Origin of the sequence: Nocardia sp. NPDC051030 (assembly GCF_040683015.1) — a bacterium.
In the GTDB taxonomy this organism is placed as follows: domain Bacteria; phylum Actinomycetota; class Actinomycetes; order Mycobacteriales; family Mycobacteriaceae; genus Nocardia.
Genome location: NZ_JBFBCD010000004.1, coordinates 1 through 24,552, shown reverse-complemented (window position 1 = coordinate 24,552; position 24,552 = coordinate 1). Strand labels below are relative to the sequence as shown.

Annotated in this window: 16 protein-coding genes and 1 rRNA gene; 10 read left to right on the top strand and 7 right to left on the bottom strand. The window is 62.8% G+C overall.

Annotation, left to right across the window (positions count from 1 at the left end):
• Nucleotides 1–41 precede the first annotated feature (41 nt).
• Nucleotides 42–1,652, top strand: coding sequence for a hypothetical protein (locus AB0N05_RS13750; RefSeq protein WP_364692443.1), 1,611 nt, complete (start codon nucleotides 42–44; stop codon nucleotides 1,650–1,652).
• 300 nt (nucleotides 1,653–1,952) lie between these two features.
• On the opposite strand, the gene AB0N05_RS13745 is transcribed toward AB0N05_RS13750, so the two are convergent.
• The gene (locus AB0N05_RS13745; RefSeq protein ID WP_364692440.1) at nucleotides 1,953–2,090 is read right to left on the bottom strand and encodes a hypothetical protein; all 138 of its coding nucleotides are present in this window, start codon (nucleotides 2,088–2,090) and stop codon (nucleotides 1,953–1,955) included.
• 623 nt (nucleotides 2,091–2,713) lie between these two features.
• Nucleotides 2,714–2,938, bottom strand: a complete 225-nt coding sequence (locus tag AB0N05_RS13740; RefSeq protein WP_364692437.1) for a hypothetical protein — start codon at nucleotides 2,936–2,938, stop codon at nucleotides 2,714–2,716.
• Nucleotides 2,939–3,380: 442 nt separating this feature from the next.
• Between AB0N05_RS13740 and AB0N05_RS13735 the strand changes: the two genes are divergently transcribed.
• Both AB0N05_RS13735 and AB0N05_RS13730 read left to right on the top strand, forming a co-directional pair.
• On the top strand, nucleotides 3,381–4,280 hold the full coding sequence (locus tag AB0N05_RS13735; RefSeq protein WP_364692435.1) for a helix-turn-helix transcriptional regulator: 900 nt from the start codon (nucleotides 3,381–3,383) through the stop codon (nucleotides 4,278–4,280).
• Nucleotides 4,277–4,480 (top strand): DUF397 domain-containing protein, encoded by a 204-nt coding sequence (locus tag AB0N05_RS13730; protein ID WP_364692433.1) that lies wholly within the window; start codon nucleotides 4,277–4,279, stop codon nucleotides 4,478–4,480. The genes AB0N05_RS13735 and AB0N05_RS13730 overlap by 4 nt, the downstream gene beginning before the upstream one ends.
• A 97-nt stretch (nucleotides 4,481–4,577) precedes the next feature.
• On the opposite strand, the gene AB0N05_RS13725 is transcribed toward AB0N05_RS13730, so the two are convergent.
• Nucleotides 4,578–6,437, bottom strand: a complete 1,860-nt coding sequence (locus tag AB0N05_RS13725; RefSeq protein ID WP_364692430.1) for a GIY-YIG nuclease family protein — start codon at nucleotides 6,435–6,437, stop codon at nucleotides 4,578–4,580.
• Nucleotides 6,438–6,524: 87 nt separating this feature from the next.
• On the opposite strand from AB0N05_RS13725, the gene AB0N05_RS13720 reads away from it, so the two are divergent.
• On the top strand, nucleotides 6,525–7,325 hold the full coding sequence (locus tag AB0N05_RS13720) for a hypothetical protein (protein ID WP_364692427.1): 801 nt from the start codon (nucleotides 6,525–6,527) through the stop codon (nucleotides 7,323–7,325).
• Nucleotides 7,326–7,461: 136 nt separating this feature from the next.
• A complete protein-coding gene (locus AB0N05_RS13715) occupies nucleotides 7,462–9,687 on the top strand; it encodes a DEAD/DEAH box helicase (protein WP_364692424.1) in 2,226 nt (741 codons plus the stop codon).
• Between the two features lie 337 nt (nucleotides 9,688–10,024).
• Here AB0N05_RS13715 and AB0N05_RS13710 read toward each other — a convergent pair whose 3' ends face one another.
• From AB0N05_RS13710 to AB0N05_RS13695, 4 genes are read right to left on the bottom strand one after another with little or no spacing between them, the layout of a single operon-like run.
• Nucleotides 10,025–10,399, bottom strand: a complete 375-nt coding sequence (locus AB0N05_RS13710) for an AAA domain-containing protein (RefSeq protein ID WP_364692422.1) — start codon at nucleotides 10,397–10,399, stop codon at nucleotides 10,025–10,027.
• 56 nt (nucleotides 10,400–10,455) lie between these two features.
• Nucleotides 10,456–12,531: a hypothetical protein gene (locus AB0N05_RS13705; protein WP_364692419.1), complete on the bottom strand. Its 2,076-nt coding sequence runs from the start codon at nucleotides 12,529–12,531 to the stop codon at nucleotides 10,456–10,458.
• Nucleotides 12,532–12,571: 40 nt separating this feature from the next.
• A complete protein-coding gene (locus AB0N05_RS13700) occupies nucleotides 12,572–14,659 on the bottom strand; it encodes a hypothetical protein (protein ID WP_364692416.1) in 2,088 nt (695 codons plus the stop codon).
• Nucleotides 14,656–15,219, bottom strand: a complete 564-nt coding sequence (locus AB0N05_RS13695; protein WP_364692414.1) for a hypothetical protein — start codon at nucleotides 15,217–15,219, stop codon at nucleotides 14,656–14,658. The genes AB0N05_RS13700 and AB0N05_RS13695 overlap by 4 nt, the downstream gene beginning before the upstream one ends.
• 591 nt (nucleotides 15,220–15,810) lie before the next feature.
• Between AB0N05_RS13695 and AB0N05_RS13690 the strand changes: the two genes are divergently transcribed.
• The 5 genes from AB0N05_RS13690 to AB0N05_RS13670 form a co-directional block, all read left to right on the top strand.
• Nucleotides 15,811–17,052 (top strand): TIGR02679 family protein, encoded by a 1,242-nt coding sequence (locus tag AB0N05_RS13690; RefSeq protein WP_364692411.1) that lies wholly within the window; start codon nucleotides 15,811–15,813, stop codon nucleotides 17,050–17,052.
• Nucleotides 17,053–17,072: 20 nt separating this feature from the next.
• A complete protein-coding gene (locus AB0N05_RS13685; RefSeq protein ID WP_364692409.1) occupies nucleotides 17,073–18,611 on the top strand; it encodes a TIGR02677 family protein in 1,539 nt (512 codons plus the stop codon).
• Nucleotides 18,604–19,842: a TIGR02678 family protein gene (locus AB0N05_RS13680; RefSeq protein ID WP_364692406.1), complete on the top strand. Its 1,239-nt coding sequence runs from the start codon at nucleotides 18,604–18,606 to the stop codon at nucleotides 19,840–19,842. Before AB0N05_RS13685 ends, AB0N05_RS13680 begins: the two co-directional genes overlap by 8 nt.
• Before the next feature lie 52 nt (nucleotides 19,843–19,894).
• Nucleotides 19,895–23,968 carry a TIGR02680 family protein gene (locus tag AB0N05_RS13675; RefSeq protein WP_364692403.1) on the top strand — a complete coding sequence of 1,358 codons (4,074 nt, stop codon included), beginning with the start codon at nucleotides 19,895–19,897 and terminating at the stop codon, nucleotides 23,966–23,968.
• 500 nt (nucleotides 23,969–24,468) lie between these two features.
• Nucleotides 24,469–24,552 (top strand): 16S ribosomal RNA (locus tag AB0N05_RS13670); the annotation flags it as partial.

The window sequence follows — 24,552 nt, the reverse complement described above, 5'->3', positions numbered from 1 at the left end:
GTGCATAGCAAGATCGAAATCCGCCCATAGCTGTGACGATAATGCGTACTCTGATCACGGGTATTACAGCGAGGTCGCGTAGGCCTGCTAGGGGAGGGAGATCGGTCGTGCCTGACGTCGCACAGTATTCACATGATCCGCGGGCGTGGCTCATCCGGGGAGGCAGCAACGGCGAGCGTGAAACTCAAGCTCTCGCGGACGGTCTCGCGATCGTTGGTTGGGACGAAATGAGCGACTTGAAGGCCTACTCGACATGGCCGGAGTTGATTGCCGCGCTGCAGCGAGCCTATCCCGACGTCGGTCGCGCCGTGATCGGTAACTGGGCAGGCCAGCTCTGGAAGTTCGACACCGACATCAAGGATGGCGACTACATCGTCATGCCGCTGAAGACCCTGCCGGGGAGGGTCGCGATCGGTCGGGTAAGCGGGCCGTACCAGTATCGTGCGCAGGAGCCCCCAGAGCTGCGCCACGTTCGCAGCGTCGATTGGCTGCGGTCCAATATCGCCTGGGAATCCATCCGACCCGACCTTCGAGCCAGCCTCGGTTCGCTGCTCACAGTGTGCGGGCTGGCGCGGCACGATGCGGCACGGCGCATTGCGAGTCTGGCCGATACCGGCGCTGATCCGGGGTTCGCGGGCGATGCGGAGGTCACCAGCGCGAGCGAGTTGCTGGATGACGCCGCCGCTCGCGATCTCGCCACTCCGCGTACGTTGACCATCCGCAACTTCCTCGAGCACTGGGGTGCCGAGCGCCGCACGGCCGCAGTGATTTCCATGATCAAGTCCGATCTCGCGGGCAAAGGCATGACCACCCGGCCGCCCTTCACCGAGGGTGATCTCAGCGCGGTCATCACACTGGTGCCGCTCGGCACGGAGCCCGACGCGGACTCGACAGTCGGCTACGGTGCGGCGGAAGTCGAAGACGTCAGTCAAGCGGAGCCGATGACGCGGAGGCTCGGCAGCCTGCCTGCGCGATTGATGTCGGTATCCTCGGAAGTCGCTCTGACGTATGCCAAAACGATGATGGTGCAGCGAAAGTTCTCGCAACTTGCTGTAATCGATTGCGATGGTGCGTATCACGGTGCCGTGACGTGGGAATCGATCGGTCGCGCCCACATGGCGTTCGACGACCCTTCGCTGAAGGATGCGATCGTGCGCGCCCCGGTCGTCGATCACGATGCCCTGCTACTCGATCAGATCCCGGTGATCTACGAGAACGGTTTCGTCTTCGTCCGTGATGCGGATCGAACCCGAGTCACCGGAATCCTCACCGCCTCCGACCTCACGGCTCAGTTCGGCACTCTGGCACGGCCTTTCATCCTGATCGAGGAGGCGGAGAACCGATTGCGCTGTGCAGTAGACATTTTCGACATCGAGGAACTCAAGACTTTTCTTCCTCAGGGGCAACGCAGTCGTGTCAAGGCCTCGTCGGATCTCACCTTCGGCAACTACGGTCACATTCTCGCGGACTCGAGCCGATGGGCGAAGATCGGCTGGAGACTCGATCAAGGTCAGTTCCTCGAACTGCTCGAGGCGGTTCGCAAGATCCGAAACGAGCTGATGCATTTCGCCCCTGACCCGCTGTCGGATGAGAAGTTCGCTTCCGTCAACGGTCTGCTGGAACTGCTTCGAACCGCGGAGCCGAACCTCTGATTAGGTGGGACGCTAAGTCAACGATTGCTTAACCTCGGCCTCCCACGCATATGAGCAATGCCAAAAATATCGGTTCTCAGCATGTTTCGTCACGGGCGAGGCATGTGACCGGACCCCGGGAGTTGGTCCGACCAGACCGAACCAGCAGGGTCAGGTCAGAAGCCAATCAACCGCTGCTGGTGGCGGTTACGGCTCAAATTCGAATCGGGTCCGAAAATCTTGACAAGCAGTTCGGGCGAATGCGATCGGCGACAGTGGGGGCACTGTCAGCATCGGCAGGCAGCCGGAGATGCACCCCGCTCACTTGGCGTCGGGTTCGAGCTTTTCGCTCGGCAGTACTCCGACGATCAGGTCGCCACCGGTGTCCCGGTAGCGGACTATTGCGAACCACCGTCTGTCCGGAGTCTCGCGCCAGCGCACGACGCTCCCGTACCGCACCCCCTCGTGTGTATTGACCCTGCAGTCCCGAAGCATCGATTCGTCAGTCCGGTCTCGGTCACAGACAGGGCAGGCGAGTGGTGCTGCGCGGGAACGGACGTTTTCGTACCGGCGCTGCTCGATCCTAGGAGGTCCGCCGCAGCGACGGGCCAGCGCGCAGTCGACCTCTAGTACATCGCAGTCCGGGGTGGAATGGTGGATCGCGACGGCGGGGTAGCCCGGGTCGGCGAGAACCCAGACCACTTCTTTGGGCGTTACCGGATTCGAGTCGGCAGGGCGGTAGTTGGCGGGATTACGGCGTGCGTATCCCCAGAGGCCCGAGGTGTATGGGCCCCAGTCCTGGGGAGAATTCCAGTCTGCGCCCGATACATCTGCCCATTGATCCACTTACAACGTTTAGCACGGAACGTCTTGGTACACAGGCGATTTAACGGACAAATTGGGCGAAACTATCATTGATGATTGATGTGCGGAGGCCGCCGCATCGGGCGTATGCGAGCGTGCAAGATCCGATCCGTCATGGACAAGTCATGAAGACCGGACCCACGTAGTGACGCTCCAGCCACGGTATGTATGCGGACTCGATCCCGCCCGTCGACGCTGGTGGCGGTGGCCCTTGGACGTCAGGCAAAGCGCTTTCCTTTTGTCATGAGCGCGGCTCGACCGCGGGCACTGATCCGCCAGCGCCTACGGGAGTGGCTGGGCATGATCAGACCGCGGGCTTCGAGTTGGGCGAGTGCGTTGCGGGTTCGCCAGCTTGTCAGGGTTGACGCCTGTTGGAGCTGCGCGGTGGTCAGTTCGTTGTCCGGGTGCAGTGCGGCCAGGACGGCTACTTCGGCGGCGTTCACGGTTCGGTCACCTCCAACGTTGAGTGGAGCGGTGTCGTCCAGTGGTGTGTCCGCTTGGGCGGGGGACATCGAGGTGTCCGCCTCCGGTGAGTAGAAGTCGAAGGGAACTGGTGCTCTCCGTGCGGCTTTCGGTGTAGAAGCCCCAGCAGGACCAGAGGATGACGGCGCTGCACAGGGCGATGATCGACAGCAGAGCCCATATGTCCCAAGGCATTACGGCCTCCATTTGGCTTGTACCGAGCAGGTGAGTTTGGTGGTCGGCTGATGCCCGCTCAGTAGAAGACCCGGCGACGTAGACGTGTGGGAGATTCGGGTGACCCAAAGGAATCCGCCCATTCCCCCTGCACGCCGTCCAAGACACGCTGACAATGAAATCCACGGTTTGCCAAGTAGTCACCCATGTTTCGGCACGTGCGTCACCCAAAATTCGGGAGCCACGCTAATGAGCAAGAATCCGACCACGATTCCTCGGCGGCAGTTGGGCAGGCAACTGCGGGAGATGCGGCTAGCGGCAGGGCTATCGCTCGTAGATGCGGCCAGGCTGATCGAGCGGGGATCCGGGACGCTTCAGCGGTTGGAGAAGGGGGAGAACCCGCGAATCCGGCAGCTCGATGTCGAGGCGTTGTGCAAGCTGTATGGAGTGTCGACTGAGCGTATGGATCAGATGAAGGCATTGGCGTTGCAAGCTGACAAGCGGACTCGGTCGGACGACGAATCGCATTGGTGGAGAAGGTATGAGGACCTGATTCCGGCTGACTTCGAGACGTATATGTCGCTGGAACTGGCCGCCGAGCGCGTCACGATGTACCAGACCGACACGGTGCCCGGCATCGTCCAGACTGCCGACTACGCGCGAGCGCTGGACCGGGTCTACTTCAGCGCAGATACGTCCGTGGAGCTGGAACAGCGGGTACAGGTTCGAATGCAGCGGCAAATCGCTATTACCCGGCGATTGTCCCCGGTTGAGGTCGACCTTCTCATCGATGAGGCTGTGCTGCGGCGGGTAGCCGGATCGCGAAAGATCATGGCCGCGCAGCTCCGTCGCCTGGCTGACACACCGCCGAATGTTCGAGTCCGGGTCATTCCGTTCAGCGCGGGATTTCCTCTAGGCGGCCACGTCGGACCGTTCGTGATCTTGGAGTTTCCCAGCGATTCCGCCACCGGCGCACCCGTTGAGCCCACGACCATCTACGTGGAGTCGTACGGCACTCGTCTGTACTACGACAGCGAAACCGATGTCTCCCGCTACAGCGATGCATACGTGAAGTTTGGCCGGGTAGCGTTGAATGAAGCTGAGAGCAAACACCTTTTGAGGTGTGTGGCGAAGGAGTACGAAGCGTGAGCGATCTTGCCGGAGCCGACTGGTTCAAGAGCAGTAGGAGCCAGGGCGGAGAAGCGTGCGTGGAGGCCGCGCACCTATACGGAGGCAACGTCGGTGTACGGGATTCGAAGGATCCGACCGGCCCAGCGCTGGTGTTCCCTCCTGCTCGATGGGACACCTTCCTGGCCGCTGTCCAATCCGGTGAGTTCGATCAGGCATGATAGCGGATTCCAGTGACAGCTTCAACGCTTGAACATCGGTGTCTACTGTAGGGCGAGTTCGCCTCTACCCGAACGGTTTTGCCTTATCCGCGACGGACTACCTATCGCCGAACCGACCGGACCACCTCGGAGCATTGCGGAGTGCATCGATGTTCTGCTGCGGCTTACCGTCGAACACGAAACCGATCAGATCGTCCCAAGTCGCTCTTAGCCCGCGAGCCATCACCCACACGGTGTCCTGGCTGGTGTACAGGTAGTACCGTCGCGGCACAACGGTCGCGGCATCCCATGCCACCCGCACTGAGCAGCCGTCGCCGGGATTGCTGCTGATGGTGCCTGTGAGGTGGAAATCCATCGCCGACACCAGGTTTCCGCGGCGGTCGAACGGAATATCGTCGCTGGCGACGTTTCGCCGGTTCTGCACTGCGATGCGCTCACCGGGAAGCATGGCGGCCACTTTGGACTCGAAGCGCGGGTCGGGGTCCATCCGCCACTCGCCACGGGCGAGGAAGTCGCGAGTTTGGTTGCGGCCGGACTTCTGCGGTCCGGCTGTGACGATCCAGAAGCAGATGACATCGCCCGCTTCTTCGTCGTTGTGCGCGGCTACTTCCCCCTCGGGTGTGTTCGCTGGTGCGTCATCGGCCTCCGCGTAGAAGGGCGCGGGTACCACCTCGGTTACGGCGTGACCGACCTCGATTCCGGACTGCTCGTGCATGGCCCTTGGATATCCGGGATACACCGACTGCACGACTTGAGGGCAGTGGTAGCGGGTGTATTTGCAGAAGTGTTTCTGCATGACATCGAAAACCAGACGGGCCGCCGCGGCGGTTACTTGCGGATCGTCGAGAAGTCGCTGCAGACCGTCCAGTGTCGGGGAGGAGAGCAGCACCAGGTCGGTGCCGGCGTCGTCATATACCGCGTGATGGAGCGTTGTATCAGGGTGGCGGCGGCGGAGTTCGCGTTCGCTTCGGCGATCCGGTGCGACCAGGCTCCGACGGACATTCAGGAAGCCGGAAAGGTTCTCGTTCACGACGAGGACCTCCATTTTGCCGACGCTCACACATAGTCGGCGACGCCCGTTGTAGGTGCCGGTGCTGACCGACCAGTACTGGAATTCGGTTGCGCGTGGCGCTGGTACGCAGGCTTCCAAGAACGTTCGCAACACTGCGGTGACCGCGGCTTCCTCGGGCTTGTCGTGATATCGCCGCGCCGACGTCGAATACCGGATCTCCTGCGCCGCCATCGATTTCATCGGTGTCTGATCGGCGGCGTTGTACCCGCGCGGATCGCGTAGCCACCGGTTCTGCTCGGCCGCGGGTAGTAGCTCGTCGAGCGCATCGCGGCCAGCTTCGATACTGGCGTTGAGCACATTACGCAGCGGCACCCCCAGTGTCTCCAGCTCGCGAGTGAGGATCTTTTCGCGCCGCTTCAATTCCTGCTTGGAGGCCGCCTCCACCCGGAACCGCACGGTCGCGATCTCCTCGCCCCACTTCCTGTCTTGCCCGCCCATCCGTGCTCGTAGGTCGACTGACTCGCCAACGTAGAAGGTGTCGTCGAGGAATCGCAGCAGATACCAGCCGCTCTGCACAGCCTGCTTCAGCGTCAGCGCGCTTGTGCGGGCATCGGCGAAAGCTGTTGCAGCACTGAATATGTGAGAGTCGGCCCAGGATCCTGCGAGGACGACATGCGATTCCGGCATGGCGTGAGCATACGAAACGTCTCGTCGAAATGAAATGGCCTGTGCAACAACGATTCCTACATATGCGAGGGTCGGGTTGATCTGGCAGACTCGGTCAAATGGGACAAAGCGTCTGACGCTGTGTTCGGATATCAGCGCCAAACCGGTTGTGACGGAGCCCTTGTGAGAATCGCCCTGCTGCCTGCCCGCCTCAGCAATCGTCCTGTCCGGCAGCACTTCGACACGACGATTCGGTCGAAGGTTCGATTCGACGACCACATTGATCTACTGGACAGCGAAGTTCGCGCCGACCTGCGGCGGGTGTTCCCGGACGGCTCGGCTCGCATGTGGGCGGTGACGCCGGGCGTGAACACCGGCAAGTGGAAGAAACTGAATGCCGGTGACCCCGTGGCTTTCTGCGGTGACAACAGAGTCCACGCCACCAGCCACATCGGTCTACGGTTCCGGAATGAAGCCCTTGCTGAACGACTATGGGGTCGCGATGTGGACGGTCGGGCATGGGAGAACATGTTTGCGCTGGTGGAGCTGCGCACCATCGATGTGCCGGTTCAAGAGGTTCGGCGAGCAATCGGATGGAACGGAAACGGCGCACTATCGGGCTTTACCGTCGTCGAGGGTTCTCGCGCCGAGAATCTAGCAGACCTCATCAATCTTGACGTCGACCTCAGCTACTCGGATCAGCTGGGGCGTAACACTTCCCGGCAGGCCTCGGCAGCGCCGGATGGGCCGACGGACGGGACTCGCGAGGTGAGCTTCCGTCGCGAGCAACATGCCCTCAAACGGCGACTCCTGGAACATGGGCGAGGTCAGTGCGCTCTATGTGGGCGGACTTTTCCCACTCAGCTCCTGATCGCAGCGCATATCAAGCGGCGCGGGCAATGCACCGAGGAAGAGCGCAAGGACCTCAAGAACATCGGCATGCTCGCCTGCACGGTCGGCTGTGACAGCTTGTTCGAACACGGCTACATCGGCGTGGACCAGGGAGGCAAGCTCCTGATCAGCAACGCCGTCAAGAAGTCCGACGATGTGTCGCGCCACGTCGATGACTACTTGCGGGGACATTCGAGCCCATGGTGGACCAGCACCCGTGAGCCCTATTTCGCGTGGCACCGCACCCGTATCTTCCAGGAGCTGGTGGACGAATAGCCGGCCAGTCTGGATTCCGCCCGCGTATTGCGCGATGCTTGAAGATCACGCTGCGATCCTTGGGCAACTGATGACCGTGGTAGCTCAGCCGGGGTCGAGGTAGCTACGCCACCAGTTCCACGACAAAGGGAGCGCGGTGAATCAGGATCAGATCTTGTCGGGCAGGTCCGAGCCGCGGAATGATCGCCGCGCGGCCCGGGAAGCGATCGACGACCTGCGCCTATTCTTCCGGCGGGCGGCAAGCTTGTTCGATGCCCCGGACGTACTCCGTGCAACCGTCCGGCACCAGGTCGACGTGATCGTGGCCGACAGTGTCGCTCAGCAGCTGCGTGAACGAAATCTGGACGTGTTGCGACCGCTGATCGGCGGCTCCGTTCGTCTGGGTGTCCTCGCCACGGCCGGCTATCGGACAGTCGCCGATATCCTCCAGACCGATCCGCGGCACCTGGTTTCGGTGCCGGGAGTAGGCCCGCACACCGTCAACGAGGTGCTCGACGCAGCCTTGGCGTACGAGGCGACATTGCGTTCGACGACCTTCCTTCGAATCGACTCCGAGCGGCGACCGCCGGCTCATATCCAGCTGCTCGCACAACTGGCTGCAATCAGACACACCGATGCGGTCGTAGCCGCTCTTCGTGACCCGATTGCATCGCTGAGTGGCGTCGTCGAGCCGTACATCACTCGAGCCGGGCCTGCGGCTCAAGGGAAGTTGCGTCAGCTGTTCACCGGGCGGGAGACGAAGGGCGTCGCGGCGGCCGCAGTGGTCAAACTACGTACCGTGCTCGCCGATCCTCAAACGGAATTGCTTCGTCGGATGCTCGACAGCGCCGAGCACGGTGCCGATCCGTCGGCATATGACTCCGATCAACTGTGGCAGGACTACCTCATCGATGCGGCAGCAGTGAATTCGCTGTTGTCGACCCTCGGGGGTGCGGGCGAGACAGAAGACGTCGAGGCGTCACATGGATATCTCGAACCGTCGCTACGCGAGCAGATTTCCGCGTTCCCACTCGATACGAGTCTGCTGAAATCGACACTCCGGAGGTACCAACTCTTCGGTGCGCAATACGCCATCCACCAGGAACGGACGATCCTCGGCGACGAAATGGGATTGGGCAAGACAATCCAGGCGCTGGCGGTGTGCGCTCATCTGGCGTCAAACGGGCGAACGCAATTCCTGGTGGTTTGCCCTGCGAGTGTTCAGATCAACTGGCTCAAAGAGATCGAGAAGCACACGCAGCTCACCGCGTTCAGTCTTCACGGCGTCGATCGAGAGACACACGGTGCGCGGTGGGTCGAGCACGGCGGGATCGCGGTGACAACCTTCACCACAGTCGGGCGTCTGAGGGTTCTGGCCGAAGCTGGCGCCGGGATCGCGATGCTCATCGTCGATGAAGCGCATTACATCAAGAACCCGGATGCTCAGCGCTCCCGACATGTTCAGCGCCTCACCGATCAGACTCAGCACCTTCTGCTCATGACCGGAACACCGATGGAGAACCGCGTCGAGGAATTCCGCAATCTGGTTCGATATCTCGACGGTTGGCTGGCCACGCGCATCAACCCCAGCGATGCGCTCGGCGGTGCAAGGCAATTCCGGCGGGCTGTGGCTCCCGTCTACCTCCGCCGGAACCAGGAGGATGTTCTCACCGAGCTACCCGAGAAGATCGAGATCGACGAGTGGGTACAGCTCACTTCCGACGACAAGCGCATGTACCGCAACGCGGCGACCGACCGGAACATGATGCGCATGCGGCGCGCCGCATACGAATCCGGAAACTCGGCGAAACTGGAGCGCCTCGCCGAAATCGTCGACGAAGCATTCGAGGACGGCCGCAAGGTTATCGTGTTCTCCTTCTTCCTCGATGTCCTTGCTGCAATCCGAAACCGACTGGGAGCCAACGCGGTCGGTCCACTGACAGGCAGTGTCGGTCCGTCAGAGCGTCAACTCATGGTCGACGATTTCACCAATCACGGCGAACCGGTTGCGCTGCTCAGCCAAATCGAAGCAGGCGGTGTGGGTCTGAACATCCAGGCCGCGTCGGTGGTTATCATTACCGAGCCTCAGTGGAAGCCAAGTTCAGAGGACCAAGCGATTGCCCGGGCACATCGCATGGGCCAGACCCGGACCGTGCAGGTCCATCGGCTTCTCGCGAAAGACAGTGTGGATGAACGGATTGTGGAAATTCTTGAACGAAAACAAGCGTTGTTCGATGAGTTCGCGCGCAAGAGCGACACGAAGAGCACGAATCCACTTGCGGTCGACGGCGCTTTCGATGACTCGGCGAATCCACATGAGACGTCCGCGTCTCGCGATGCCCGCATCATCGATGCAGAATGTGAACGCCTCGGACTCCCCTGACTGGTGTGCTCATGAATTTCACGTTTGGTTGAGGGATGAGTCCTGGTCGGTACCGTGATAGGTGCCGATGGCCTCTCTGACCGCGGTGTCCACGGGCATGGGCGGGCGATTGCTCGAACCCGAACGTTGGTACATATCCGCAGTTCAGCGGGCGTGGAGAGGTCGAGTGGCCGCGGGTCGCGCGTGACGCGATCTCGTCAGCTGTCGCCGGCCGAGAAGCTCGAATCGGGGTTCGCGGTCGAGGTTCAGGGGGACGCGATGGCCAGAGCCAGCGGGTGCTCGGCATGACTTGGCTTCTCATAGTTCTACTGCGCGCCATCATGTTTACTGGCCGCTGCTATCCATTTCGGTCCGGTGACCAGCGCTCGAGCAGCCCGCCGTCCTCGGTTTGCTCGGCCAGTGTGCTGAAGTGTCGAAGTGTCGCCCAGTTCTCGAAATCTCCGATGACAACGAGGCGTCGCCGAGCGCGGGTGACCGCGACATTGAGCAGATTGGACTTGGCCGTTTCCCATCCACGGGCCTTCTGCTCGTCAGCGGCAGCGTCTAGGACCAGGATGACGATGTCGGCCTCTTTGCCTTGAGTACCAGGGGTAAGACCCTGGGTTGCACGGTGGCAGAAAAGTGCCCGCTGAGCTGCGATTCGACCGTCGTCAAGGGGTGGTGTCTTAATCGGTACCCCGAGAAACACCCCGAAAACGACACCGATAATCACCCCGAAAAGATCCGGTCCTTAGCGGGGCCGATTCCTCGGTCCGTTGACATTCGCGCTTATGCCGATGTTCCGATTCCTCCCCCGACCGCACGAAGCGCGGGAGACGCGGGCCTCAGATCGTTCGGGCTTTCTCGTCCTCCGGGGACTCGGACAATGACGACGAGACAAGGTTCAGCCTCATCCGGCCGCTGGACTTCTTCGATCCAGATGCTGTCGAACAAGTTGACCGCTCCTTCGGCGCCGATGGTCTTGTCCAGTGCGAGGAGGATGGCGAAGGAGGGGCCGGTGTTCTGGTACTCGGCTGTTTGAGCTACGTATTGGTGGAGGCCTTGCCGACTCGCGTCCTTCTCCTCGATCTTGCATTCGACGTTGAAGGACGCCGACGGGAAGCTGATCAGGATGTCGGCGCGCCCGCCGGCCAGGTCGATCACTTCGGACTTCACCACTCGGAACAACGCTGTTCCGCAGAGGAACTCGCGGTAGTACTGGTGAAAGAGCGCTTCGTCGACCTTCTGCTTCTTGCCGTCTTTGTCGCGGGCTCTGAGGAATTCGGTGTAGCTGCCGCCCATTTTGCGGCCGACGTCGTAGCAGTGGCAGGCGAACCGCACGGTTGCGTCGACGAGCACCTGGAACGGTTCGGCGATCCCGGGGAGCCAATCGCGAGACTGGCTGAGCCGGTCGATGAGGGTGGTCAGCAGCCTGCTGTACTTGGGATCGCTGGCGGCATGAAGGAAATCGTCTCGGTCGCGTAGGGCCAGCTCAAGCCGATCCATGATCCGGTCATCGTTCTGGGCCGTCAGCGTTGCGAAGTCATCGGGTTCGAGCTGACGGGCGATCGCCGGCCAGCGCCTGAATTTTCCCGGAGGGGCGTCTCCTTCACCCTCGGCCAAGGTCGGTGCCCGCAGGCGTGCGGTCAAGGATCGATAGAGTCGCTGAGCGACAGGGTTTTCCCGGATCTCGTCGTCGTGCTCCAGGGCGTGAGCGAGAAACTCGATTCGGCTTTCGCGCTCAAGAAACGCGTCTTCGACCACGGGCGCGATGATGGTCTCGACTACTCCGGCTGTGGGAGTGTCGGCCAACACCACGACCGTGTGGTGAGCGGAATAGGCGCGCGACAGTGCGGTCAAGATTCCGCGGCCGTGCTCGTACCAGGGATCGTCGCGCCCAAGATGTTTGGCTGCGGCATCCAGTAGCGTAGTCAGCTCGGCCCAAGCAGTGATGTCACTTTGACGACCACACGCCCACGCGGGGGTCCGGGTACGCATCCGCCAGGCGCGGTATCGGTGCAGATTCTCGTGCAGCGTGCTGGCGGCCGCGGCTACTCGACTCGGGGCGTCTGGTGCGGATAGTCCCAGCAGACCTTCGATCCCAGCCAGGTAGATTCTGGCGTCCAGGCGGTCGGCGTCGACGGTTGTCAGTTCTCGCAGCCGCTGGCGAACAGCGGTCAACCTCTCAACCATGGCAGGGTAGCCTTCCAGTCTCAGCGCACTGCGGACATCGGAGAGCGCGAGTTCGAAGGCAGCGTCACGAAAGGTGTGATCACGGGTGAGGCAGCGCTCCAAAGCTTGCCGTAACCCAGCGTCGGGATGATGGGCGTCGAGGACGCCGAGCAGTCTGGGGAGCCTGACGGCGAACTCCTCAGAGAGTTCATCGAGGTCTTCGGTGACCGCGTCCAGGGCGCCCAGCAACTGAGCTGGGGTGGCGATTCCGGCGAAGGCAAGCTGCACAAGGCATTCGGCGGCTTCTGCGCCGATCGACGCGACCGTGGGATTGTCTATGGCGTCTTGGGCTTCGTGGACTCGCCGCAGCAGTGCTCGGGTGATCTTTGGGCTCAGGGCTCGGGCCAATTGTGGGGAGCAGGCTAGAGCGTCGGCTGCTTCCGCAAAGGAGAGGTGATGGGTAGAACCGGCCATGCACGTGACGATCAAGTCCCCGAGCGCGGCCGATACCCGCTCGGGGCGCTGACCTGCAGCGCTGACAAGAAGGCCGAGGAACGGGCTCGTGGTGAAATACTCTGCCTGGCAGACGATTTCGTCGATTCCTCCCAAGTCCTCAAGCGCTGGTCCGGATCGCAGCCGATCGGGAGCCGCAGTCCGCGACCATTCGGCGATTCGCTCGTCCATGCTGTGCACGATCGCTCCTTGTCGACGGCTCTTGTTGCGCGGCAGCCCTTCAGAACATCTCTCGCTGGGCCTTTCCAGTGATGATGCGATCCTCCGGGAAGATATCCCAGAGAACCTCCTCTATCGAGGTGATCACCATCTGAAGTCCAGGAACGCTGTTTCCAGTGCGGTACAAGGTGTCGAGGACCTGAAATCGTACCTGCGGTGTCAGCTCATCCGCGGTGGGCGCGTCTATCAGCAGCAGGCCGGGATGAGACATGATGCCCCGCCTACGGCTCACCACGATCATTCCGACGACGACCGCAATCCGCATCCGCAGACGGTCGACGGGGCTGAATGCCGAGAAACGGTGCCTGGCACCGGATTTCATCGCATTGAGTTGACCACCCAAAGTCAGATTTACGCTGGTCAGATTCGTGACGCCCAGTTCGCGCGCGATCCGGACGATTTCGTCGTTCAGCTCCGTGAACAGGGCTCGGCTGTGCCGATCCACTATATCCTTGAGGACCTCGGCTGCTGCTGTCAGCACGGTCTGGTCGTCCGGCTTTGTGGGAGCGACCCTCTTCGTTTCCGGCGGCGCCCCGTCCAACGCCGCCAAGAGGGCACGCGGGGTGGTCGAATTCGGCTCCCCGGCCGCGATTGTGAGTGCGCCTTGTAGTTGCTGCACGGTGCGTTGTGCATCCTCCATATGTGCGTACCAGTCGCTGGAACGGACTTCGGACACCTGGGCCCTGGCCTCCTCGTAGGCGGTGTGAGCGGCCTTAAGGTCGTCTGCGGCGGCGTCCTTGACGGTCAGGCAGCTCTTCTCCGCGGAGACGGATGCGGCGAGGCGAAGTTCGATGCGGGCCAATGCTTCCGCCTCGGCCTCGGGATCAGACTCCGTGGTCGGTAGCGGATTGGCGCAGATCGAGCAGACATGCCACGATTCCTCGGCCGCTCGCCGTTCGTCGTCGATTTCATGGTCGCAGCGTGGGCAAGTATCGGGTTCGAGCGCACCCAACAGCAAACGCGCTGCTTCGCTCTGCTTGGCTCGGCGCTGGGCACGCTCATCCGCTTGTCTGTCCTTGCGTGCGGCTGTGTGGTTCTCGACCGCTTCGTCGTATGCGTCGTGGCATTGCGCCAGGATCTTCGCTGCGCGCCCGGAATCGGTGGTCAACGACCGCACATCAGGGTGGTCGTTCTCTATGTCGCGAAGCTGTTGCTGTGCAGCCGTGAGTGCCTGGCGCAGCGGCGCGACATGATTCTTCCGGGCGATGGCGTCCTCATGTGACCGGCGTGCGATCCGTTGTGTTTCCTGCGTTTCGGCGCGGCGCATGGTGGACACACGCGACAACTCGGACGCATAGGGCACATCGAGGAACAGCTGCATCAGCTTCACCGGCAGCTGGCCCACGATCGTAGGTCCCAGCAGCAGGGTGTCACTCGCCGAGTTCAACGCGATCGCGTAGAAGAAGCTCGACCAACCGTGAATCTGCTCGACGCTGTCTCGATCACCATCGGGATTCTTCGGCGCGCCCTTCTCCGCTGCCCACACTGACACCGGCCGCAGTCCGAGACGCTCCATCATGAAGCTCCCGATCAGGGTTTTGACCCCAGCGGGATCAGCTGTCGCGGAAAGGTACACGCCCGCGTGCTCTTCCTCGCGGCCGTTGAGAGCTAGCAGAGCTTCGATCGAGTCGGCGGTCAGCAATCGCGCGCTGGGCCGTCCGGATCGCTCGAAAGACAGTCGAACCGATGCGTTCACCCCACCGACAGCGATGTCTGCGCGTACGTAGCGGAACCATCCCTCCGTCTCCGGCCTGCAGAACGCGTCGAAGCCCTCACCTCGCAAGGCGAAACTCAGTGCCCACAGTAGGCTAGATTTGCCGGCAGAGTTGATGGTGCTGGCGATCGCCCACGGTCCGCGCCCGAGTCTCATGTCGACGGTGAATGGCCCGTCGTTGCCTTCGGTTCCGGACTTGACTCCGTCGCAATACAGGCGATGCACCACCAATTCCCGTTTGGTGGGTAGCGGCCCGGTCAGCTCCATGCCGTGCTTCGACAACACCGCCGCCACTTCTTCGGGAGCTACCCCGGTCAGTGCTCCGATGCGCCGGTGCAACTCTCCCGCGCCGGGCACCTGCAGGTCCATGTTCACGCGGCATCCCCCTCCAATAGCGACTTCCGTAGCTCCTCCAACCGTTTGCGCGCCTTGTCCGCGATCGAGGGAATGATCTCTCCCAGCGGCGTTTGCGCGTAATCCCGTTGCAGGTATTGACGTTTGCGCAGCGCGAGCGCGGAATGTCCTGTCGCCTCGGCGAGGGCCTTCACGAGACGTGCTCGTGTGGTGTACCACGCCAGCTCGGGGAACCCAGCGGTGGCCTGATCCGAGATTTCCCGCCCCTTCTGGGTCAGGTAGTAGCTGTCCCGGATCACGGTGCCGACCGCTCCGCGCTGCGGCTTCACGACCAGCAAACCGGGTGTGACCAGCAGGCTCAACGCCCGGTCCAGGTTCTCGAATGCGCCGAACAGGTAGCGGGTCATGGGAATAGCGCAGATCTCGGGCTCCTCGGAGTCGAGAATTTCTCCCACGATGTCCAGAACCCGGGGATCTGGATCGCGCTCGTAATCGTTGAGCAATTCATCCGCCAGATAGTCGGGATTCCGCAGCCAGAAGTCCAGCTTCTGCAACCGGCTCTCCGAGTGGAGCACCGCCACCGCATTCGCCGGCGCGAACTGCCTCGAAGCATCATTGAGAGGATCGGCGGTCGCCGCGATTAGAAGCAGGAGTCGGATCGCGCTCGCGAATCGATCACCCGAGATGTCCCCACGCACCGACTTACATTAGCGAGACGACCTCCCGTGATCAATCCCGCAGACTGGCTTTACTTTGGCGACCGGTTCGGCTGTGCAGCAACCGAATTCGCGGTCAGATCGATCAGCCCGTCCAGTGGGGCCTGCAATCACCAGGATTGGTAGGTCGCCTCGGGAAAACTGCTCGGGCTCAGCCACGAACGCGGCCTGCTCGTCCCCACCCTAGGCCGCGCGGTCCAGCATTCGATGGTCAGCGCGACGCTGGACCGCAGTGACAGGGGGCAGTTGAGGGCAGGAGGCCTCGATCGCGGTCCCGTAGGTGGAAACAGGGACCTTCGCCCGGGTGCATGACGGGACTGCCCCGGCTTTGGTTGACCCCCATGGTGCCCCGAGCTTTCGAGTGCTCGTCCTGTGGCAGCTGAGATACGGTCGGTTCTTCAGATGCGGACGCGTGATGGCCAAGAACGGGAGTTATGGCTCAGCAACGGAGGTGTGGTGGCTGACCGATCCGTACGGCAGCTGTCGCCGGCGCTGGGTCCGCTGTGGGTCGCGCTGCATCGCAGACTGTCGACTGGGCACAGTGTGATGCGAGTCAAGGTGGGGCCGCTCGATGACGAGCAGCGGGCGGCTATCGCCGATTTCTTTGGAATGGCGAGGCTGCCAGGCGAATTCGTCATGATCGCGATGCGCGATGTCGAGCAGGTGTTGCTCGACGCTACTGGTGTGACTGTGCGGGAAGCTGTCGCGGAGCTGATCGGGCCGGTCGGTGATCGAGCCACCGAGAAGCGGAACGCGGATGAGGCGCGGCAGGAGTTGTGGCACTGGCTTACGGATCATGAAGTGGTGCGGGCGCAGCCTGTACTGAAGACGTGGGCGGAGGCTACGCGACGGAACGGCCTCATCGGTAGGTCGGTGGACCGCAGCCTGGAGGAGCTGGAACGCGCGCTACGGGTGGTGGGCCAATTGCCCGGTGCGGGAACGCCGCTGGCGGTTTTCGCGGATTCGGTGCTCGGTGACCCGCATGGGCTCGACGAGGGACCTCCGGTGCACGGTCTGGTTGTGAGGGCGCTCGCCACCATCTATGGGATTGATCCGCCGACCGACGCTTCGGGGCTGCGCGGTCTGTGGGATAGGGCCGGTATCGCCTGTGATGAATTGTCTTCGACAACCCTGGCGGCCGGACTACGCGTGCGCGGTAATACGGTGGTGGCCCGAATCCTCGGCCTATGTGCGGATGCAGGTGAGGCCGCGGCGCTGACTCTGCGGCAATTACGTGCTGTCGATCGTTTCGACGAGGTGCCGGAACGGGTTTGGGTGGTGGAGAACCCGAGTGTGCTGGCGTTGACGCTGACTCGTTTCGAGGACAACTGTCCACCGATGGTTTGCACCTCCGGTTGGCCCAGCGGGGCAGCTGTGCTGCTGCTCGAAAGGTTGGCCGGCGCGGGAGCGCAGCTGCACTACCACGGCGACTTCGACGGGGAAGGCCTGCGGATTGCCGCCAATATCGTTGCGCGCGTGGGAGCTAACCCTTGGCGCATGACTACCGCAGACTATCTCGCCGCTGTCGGAAGTGATGCTCCGCCGGTGGGGCGGGTCACTCCTGTGCCCTGGGATGCCGAACTGTCGGAGCATATGCGAGCGATTGGTGCGTCGGTCCCCGAGGAGCGGGTTGCCCACGGCCTGCTCGATGAACTCGCGGAGTATGTCGGACGCCGCCGCTATGGTGGGCGGCTGTAGTACCGATTCAGGGAGCACCCATGGACCCCATCCGTGTCCCACCCGAAATGTTCCGCTTCACGACCGGCGATCGAGCTGGACTGTACGTGTCGATCCTGCACGCGTTCGGAGAGGCCAATGAGCGCCTCGAGACTGCGCTCGGCATCGATGATGTCCGGGCGCGGCTGCGTCAGGTGGGGTGGCTGGACGCGCTCGAGGATGATGATCTCGCAGCGGCGTTGGATCAGTTGCGGGCCTGGAATCTGGTCGACGTCATTCAGAATCATTCCGAGAACTACCGGACTGCGAGCGAATACGAGCGCAGGAACTTGCAGTATTCGCTCACTCGGCAGGGTGAGGCCGCGTTCGCCGGGGTAATGCACGCGATGACGATGCTCGCTTCCACAGGTGCACTGCAGACGGCCGTGCTCGATGCCATCTCCGACCGGTTAGGGGATCTGCTCCACGAGCTGGAGTCGGGTACGGATCGACGAGTGTTCAGCGTGCTCTTCGAATTGGAATCGCATCTGGAAGCGTTGCGCGGCAACACAAAACAGTTCAACGGCGAGTTGCAGCGCCTGCTTCGTGCCGAGGGTGTCGATCTGGCGGTGTTCCATGAAGTCAAGGCCGCGACCGTGGCATACCTGCAGGAGTTCCTGACCAATATCGAACATCGCCGGTATGCCATCGAAACCCGGGTTCGCGGGATCGAGGACTACGGGGTGGCCCGGATGCATCGGCGGGCACTGGACGGGGCCGAGCTGCCGCAACTCGCGGGTCCCGATCCAGCCGTTCCATGGTTGGAGCATCGCCGTGCCCGATGGGAGGGCTTGCGCGCGTGGTTCCTGCCCGTAGACGGTTCGATACCGCGTATCGAGCAGCTGAATCAGGTCGGACGGCGCGCGATCGTCGCCCTGCTTCAGGTCCTGGACCGCATCACCGAATCCAAACGGCGGTCCAGCAGCGCGGTCGCAGACTTCCGTGAGCTGGCTCGCTGGTTCACCGTCGTACCGAATCAGGATGACCTGCATCGCTTGTGGTCGACCGCGTTCGGCATGAGTTCGGCCCGCCACGCTCACCTCGCCTACTCGGACCCGGAGCTGGTGGCATCGAGCTGCCCATGGCCGGAGGCGCCGCCGGTCGAGGTGTCACCGCTACTGCGGTCATCCGGGCGTACCGAACGATTCAGTCGCACAGGCGCAGTGCGCGATGTCGCGGCGTTGAAGGCCGAACGAGCGAAGCGGGCCGCGGCAGAGCGGGCAGAGCTGCAAGCGGCCTGGGACTTACTGGATACTGGTGGAGCGGTTCGGCTTTCCTCCTTCGGCCGCCTCGATCACGCGGTATTCGAGCGATTGCTCGACCTGCTGGGCCGGGCACTCGGCGCGGCGCCGAGGTCGGATGGGATCCGGCGTGGCGGTACTACCGATGGGCGGATCGAGATCGTTTTGCGGCCGCCGCCGGACGGCCGCCAGGCCGAGCTGAAGACTCCGCAAGGAGTGTTCCACGGCCCGGACTACATCCTCGAAATCATCGCCCTCACCGTGCGAGTGGACAGCCGAAAGGCATTGGGCGATGAGTGAACTCGCGAATCAGCTGGTCATTGCCGAACGTGAGGAAGTCTCGCGAGGCATCCGCACGCTACTGGCCGACCCGCTCGTCACCGAACGAACCGCACCCGACGCATTTGATGTGATTCGCCGCCGTCGCGAACCGATTACGCAGTGGTTCGACTACTACTGCGGATGGACAGTCACGGTGGAACCCCGTCTCGGCTATGCACGGCTGGTGAAGGTCCGGCCCGCTGCCGACCCCACCCGCCCGGCTCGCAGGCTCCGATCCAGCCGCGCGCCGTTCGACCGTCGCCGCTACGTCCTGTTCTGTGTCGTGGCTGCCGAGCTGTTCGCCGGGCCGGTAACTACGATCGGCCTGATCGCGGACCGGGTGAAGGCCGCCACGTCCGTGGATTTGGTGGTGCCGACGTTCGATACCGCGAGTCGCGCTGAACGGATGGCCTTCGTCGACACTCTGCGCATGCTCGAATACTTCGGCGTATTGGACCCGATCGACGGCAGCGCCGACACGTTCGTGGAGTCGAGTGCGGCGAAAGTGCTCTACCGGGTGGACACCACACTGCTGCTGCGCCTGCTGGCCGCGCCTGTCGGACCATCGCAGCTGGGGATTCCGGCAGAACAAGTTCCGCTGCAGGTCGACCAGCTGCTGGCCGAGATCTCACGCGAACGTCGCTACGGTTTCGCCTCCGGCCCGCATGCGGAGACCGCGGCAGTTTCGGAGGTACAGCGCAACCTCTGGCTGCGCCACTCGGTATTCAGGCGGTTGATCGACGATCCGGTGGTGTACCTCGACGAGCTGACCGCCGAGGAGCGCGCCTATCTCGCTTCTCCTACCGGCCGCCAATTGCTGCGGCGCGCCGCCGAACAAGGCGGATTCGTATTGGAGGAACGGGCGGAGGGGCTGCTACTGGTCGACCCGGACGGCATTGCCACCGATATCCGCTTCCCCGACGATTCGGCCACCGCGAAGGTGGCGGCACTACTGCTGCTCGACGAAATAACCGGCCCCACGACCCGGGAGCAGCTGTGTCACAACGCTTCCGACATCCTGGAGAGGTTTCCGCGCTGGGCTCGCAGCTATCGCGAGGCCGATGGCGTACGCCAGCTCGTGGACGATGCGATCGCCGTACTGGTGTCGTTCGGACTCGTCCGTGCCACCGGCTCTGGGCTCGTGATCCCATTACCGGCGGCCGCTCGCTACCGCGTCACCGCGATTCGAAGCACCGAGGGCGCATCGTGAACCACATCTCCGGCCGCAATCCGATGAATTCCTTTGCAAGGAACAATGTCTCATGACCGTGACCACACTGCGCTTCCCCACTGCCGACCTCGGCGCGGATCGTGCCGTCCGGTGGACCCCCACTCGCGCGGGCGTTCTGAACGTCTGGCGCTATTACGACGAGATATTCGAGTTCCACGACGGCAGCCTGTTGCTGCGAGGCCCCAACGGCAGCGGCAAATCCAAAGCACTGGAACTGCTACTTCCCTTCCTGTTCGATGCGAACCTGCGCGCCAACCGGCTGTCCACCTTCGGAACCGGCGAACGGACCATGCACTGGAACCTGATGGGGGAGGGGGCCACCGGCACCACCCGGGTCGGTTACGTCTGGCTGGAATTCCGGCTGCCGGGCGAACCCGACCGATGGTTCACCTGTGGCGCGCGATTGCAGGCCAGCAGCCACACCACCACGGTCCATCCCGACTACTTCACCACCGAACTGCGTATCGACACCGAAAGCGGCCGGCTGGGACCGGAATTCATCACTCTGTCCGCAGACAACCGACCGTTGACCAAAACCGCGTTGGAGGAGCGGATCGGCGAGCGCGGCACCGTTCATCCGAATGCCGGCGACTATCGGAACACGATCCGATCGGCCTTGTTCCCGGGGCTGAACGAACAACGCTACGACGCCCTGATCACCGCGATACTCCAGTTGCGCACTCCGAAGCTGTCTCAACGGCTCGACCCTGCGTTGTTGTCGAGCCTGCTGTCGAAGGCGCTTCCGCCTCTGGGGCAGGAGGAGATCGCCGATCTCGCAGAGGGTTTCGAGCGACTCGATGCGCAGCGAGAGAGACTGGCCCGGCTCGAGGAGGAAGTAACCGCCACCCGCACGCTTGCCCGGCATCAGCGGACCTATGCGCAGAGGGTACTGCGGTCGGGTGCGGCCGCACTGCTCACCACCACCTCTGAGGTGGACAAGCTATCTGCCAAGGCAAAGGAATCCGCTGAGCAGTACGACGCCGTCTCCGAACGCATTGTCGAGTCCGGAGCGCGCATCCACCGCCTCGAACAGGAACGCGCGGCCGCTGACGCCCGCAAAGAGGGACTGCTGGAATCCGAGGCCTACAAGCAGGGCTTGGAGCTCGAGCAGCTGCGTCGCGAGACAGTCAAGGAGGAAGGCCGGGCGGCCGCGCTCCGCGGCAATGCCGATTCGTTCCGAGCTGTCGCCGAGGATGATGCCGGAAAACGTGAGCAGGCCGAGGAGCTCGAGCGACGACATGAACGGATAGTCGCTGGCCATGCCCTCGAAACCGGCCAGGCGGCAGCGAGAGTCGGTATGCCGAGTGTGTTCGACGAACTTTCGGCTGCGTTGGGCTCCGACCATGTCCGATCCCTCTTGCGCGGCGCGGTCAGCGGCAAGCAACAACAGATCCGTGCGATCAACAAGGCTTTGGACGGGCACGAGCGCGCGGTCGACTTGCGGAAACAGGCCGAGGAGGACCTGGATTCGGCGCGGGAACAGATCACGTCGGCCGAGGATCGGCGCTCGGCGGCCGTCGAATCGCGGGAACGGGCACTCGAGGACCTGCGGGACTTGTTGCGAATCTGGGGATCGGCGTGCCGCGAGCTCACCTTCGACGACGCCGAGGCATTGGCCGAACACGCCGACATCGAGTCGGACGTGCTGGCCTTGGTGAACGCTGCGGTGACCGAGGCGAAGGAAGAGATCAAAAAGCGAGAAACCCTGTGCCAGACCGTCATTGACAGCACCTCCGGTGAATGCGGCGCTCTGGTCTCCGAACGCGATCGGCTCGTCGCCGAACACGACATTCCACCGGCGATGCCACCCTGGCGGACAACCGACCGCACTCGAATGCCGGGTGCCCCCCTGTGGCGGCTCGTCGACTTCGATCCAGCGGTCACTGATTCTGCGCGAGCCGGAATCGAGGCGGCGCTCGAGGCATCCGGATTGCTCGACGCCTGGGTTGGACCTACAGGCGAGATCGCCGGCCACGACCTGTTCGCAGACCCGGACGCGCTGCCTCCAGTCACCGGAAGATCACTCGCCGACATCGTGATTCCACTGCCGGACACGGTGATCGACGCCGCCATTGTCCAGCGACTCCTGGCCGGTATCGCCTTCGATGATCACCTGCCCGCGACGGGGATAGCCGCGATCGGCGCTGATGGAACCTGGCGTCTGGGCAATCTCACCGGCAGCTGGTCGAAGGAGCACGCTTCCTATGTTGGGGCGTTGACTCGGCAGCGTGCCCGCGAACGTCGGATCGGGGAACTGGACCTGAAGATCGCCGGCTTGACGGGGACGCTCACCCGATTGGATCGAGAGTTGCAGGAGCTCGTCGCGCGCCGCCAGATTGTTGATGCCGAGCGGGCGTCCCTTCCCTCGCGCGAGGAGGTTGATTCCTTCCAGCTGAAACTCAGTACGGCTGAATCCGATCTGCGTGCGGCGGAAAGCGTTGTTCGCCAGCGGGTGGATGCCCTCACGGATCGCGAGCGGGCCGTGCGGGCCGCGTTGCTCGAGCTGACCGGTCTCGCGGCCGAGAACGGCCTGCCGGCGGAACGGGAAGCACTCGACGAGCTCGCCACAGGAATCGATACGTTCGCAGGCCAGGCCGAAGTCTGGCTCGATGCCTGTGGGTTGCTGCGATCGGCACGGGAGTCGACCGCTCACTTGGCCGATCAGGCAGCCCGCTCGCAGGGTCTCGCAACCGACCGTGAGGCCGAAGCCGGAGCCGCCGAGGCCGAGCATGCGCGGTTGGCCGCGAAACTCGCGGAGATCGAGTCCGCGATCGGCCTCGACTACCGCGAGGTGCTCGACCGGATCTCGAAGCTGCGCAAGTCGATCAAGGACCTCGAGAGCCAGATGACAGGCGAACGCGCCACGCTCACCAAGCTTGTCGGCCGTCGCGGCAGCCTGGAAACCGAGAAGCTCACCGATGCCGCAGCCCACGATCTCGCAGTGACCGAACGCGACCGTCGCGCGGAACGCTTCCGGAGGCTCGGTGCGGGAATCTTCCCGGCTGATAGCCAGATCCCCGATCTGAATAGTTTCCGGAACACCCTCGCTGGGTCGGAAGGAGTCCGCGCCGCGCGAGACGCGGCCCGAATGGTCGCCGCCGCCTGGCCCGACCTCCCCCACAGCACCGCCAATATCGGCGACGCTCTGCACCGGTTGTCGAATGCCGTCCACGAATGCCGGACCGCCCTGAGTGCCCGCGCTGATCTCGACCTTGAAACGGACGAGGACGTTCAGGTTTTCAGTGCCGTAGTCGACGGACTCCATATCGGCGCCGCTGAGCTTCAGCGTCTCCTGCGCACTGAGGCCGACCAAGCACATCAGGAGATCACCGAACAGGAACGTCGCTTGTTCGACCGAACCCTGACCGGCGACACCCGTCGCCACCTCGCCGCACGCATTCGCCAGGCCAACGATCTCGTCGATGGGATGAACGCCCGCCTGGAGCGAGTCCGTACGGCGTCGAATGTGTCGGTACGCATCGTCTGGCAGATCGCTCCCGATCTGCCCGCCGGCACCAAGGCGGCCCGTGACCTCCTACTGATGGATCCGGTTCGGCTCACCGAAGCCGACCACGAATCCCTGCACCGCTTCCTCCGTGACCGCATAGAGGAAGCCAAGGCCGACAACACGGCCACCAGTTGGGAACAGCAACTCGCCCAGGTCTTCGACTACACGGCGTGGCACCGGTTCGTTGTCAAGATCGACCGCGGGCACGGTGAACAGCCGCTCACCAAGAAGCTGCATGACGCTCTGTCCGGTGGTGAAAAGGCGATTGCCCTGCACCTTCCCCTATTCGCTGCTGTCGCCGCGCACTATCAGGCAGCGCCGCGGGCGCCACGGCTGATCCTGCTGGACGAGGTGTTCGTGGGCGTCGACACCGTTAACCGTGGGCAGGTCTTCGCGTTGTTGTCCGCGCTCGACCTCGACTTGGTGCTGACGTCGGACCATGAGTGGTGCACGTACTCGGAGCTACGCGGAATCGCGATCCATCAGATCCTCACGGGGGACGGTGACGACGCGGTGACGACCGCACGGTTCACCTGGGATGGGCACGAGCTGCGGGCTACACAGGACAGCGAAGACGACCAGACCGCTGCCGAATAGCGCCCGATAGCCGTGGGTGCGGGAAACACGCAGGTAGGGAGGCGATTTGACTTTGGTTCTGGGGACCACGTAACTTATTCCAGGTCAGAGCGACACGGACACCGACCCGGGGCCGAGACGCGGAGCTGAGAAGCACTGCGCGGCCAGGGAAAACGAGGTTGTACGAGGAGCGCCTGATGATCAGATTGGATCGGGAGTCACCAGCGGATTTGGTTCTGCGGAGACTGTTGGTCTAAGCTTCACCAGAACAAACAAGCAGCCTCACTGACCAGCCGGTTGACGCCGGGGGTGTTGGTGTGTGCGTGTGTTCTTTGAGAACTCAATAGTGTGTCGATGAATGTCAGTGCCAATTATTTAAATTGGTTCCGGTCTTCTGCACCCCCGTGTGGGAGGTCGGACATTTAGTCAGCAAATACTTTTGCTGGCGTTTGATTTTGCCAAGGTTTTCGGACTCTGGTTAATTCTTCCGATTGACGCCTTCGGGTGTTGTTCGAGAGTCTTCAACGGAGAGTTTGATCCTGGCTCAGGACGAACGCTAGCGGCGTGCTTAACACATGCAAGTCGAGCGGTAAGGCCTTCGGGTA

Excerpts from the sequence above, each read along its gene's own strand:
- AB0N05_RS13750 (WP_364692443.1), top strand. The coding sequence starts at position 42 with ATGCGTACTCTGATCACGGGTATTACAGCGAGGTCGCGTAGGCCTGCT.
- AB0N05_RS13735 (WP_364692435.1), top strand. The coding sequence starts at position 3,381 with ATGAGCAAGAATCCGACCACGATTCCTCGGCGGCAGTTGGGCAGGCAA.
- AB0N05_RS13685 (WP_364692409.1), top strand. The coding sequence starts at position 17,073 with ATGGACCCCATCCGTGTCCCACCCGAAATGTTCCGCTTCACGACCGGC.
- AB0N05_RS13680 (WP_364692406.1), top strand. The coding sequence starts at position 18,604 with ATGAGTGAACTCGCGAATCAGCTGGTCATTGCCGAACGTGAGGAAGTC.
- AB0N05_RS13675 (WP_364692403.1), top strand. The coding sequence starts at position 19,895 with ATGACCGTGACCACACTGCGCTTCCCCACTGCCGACCTCGGCGCGGAT.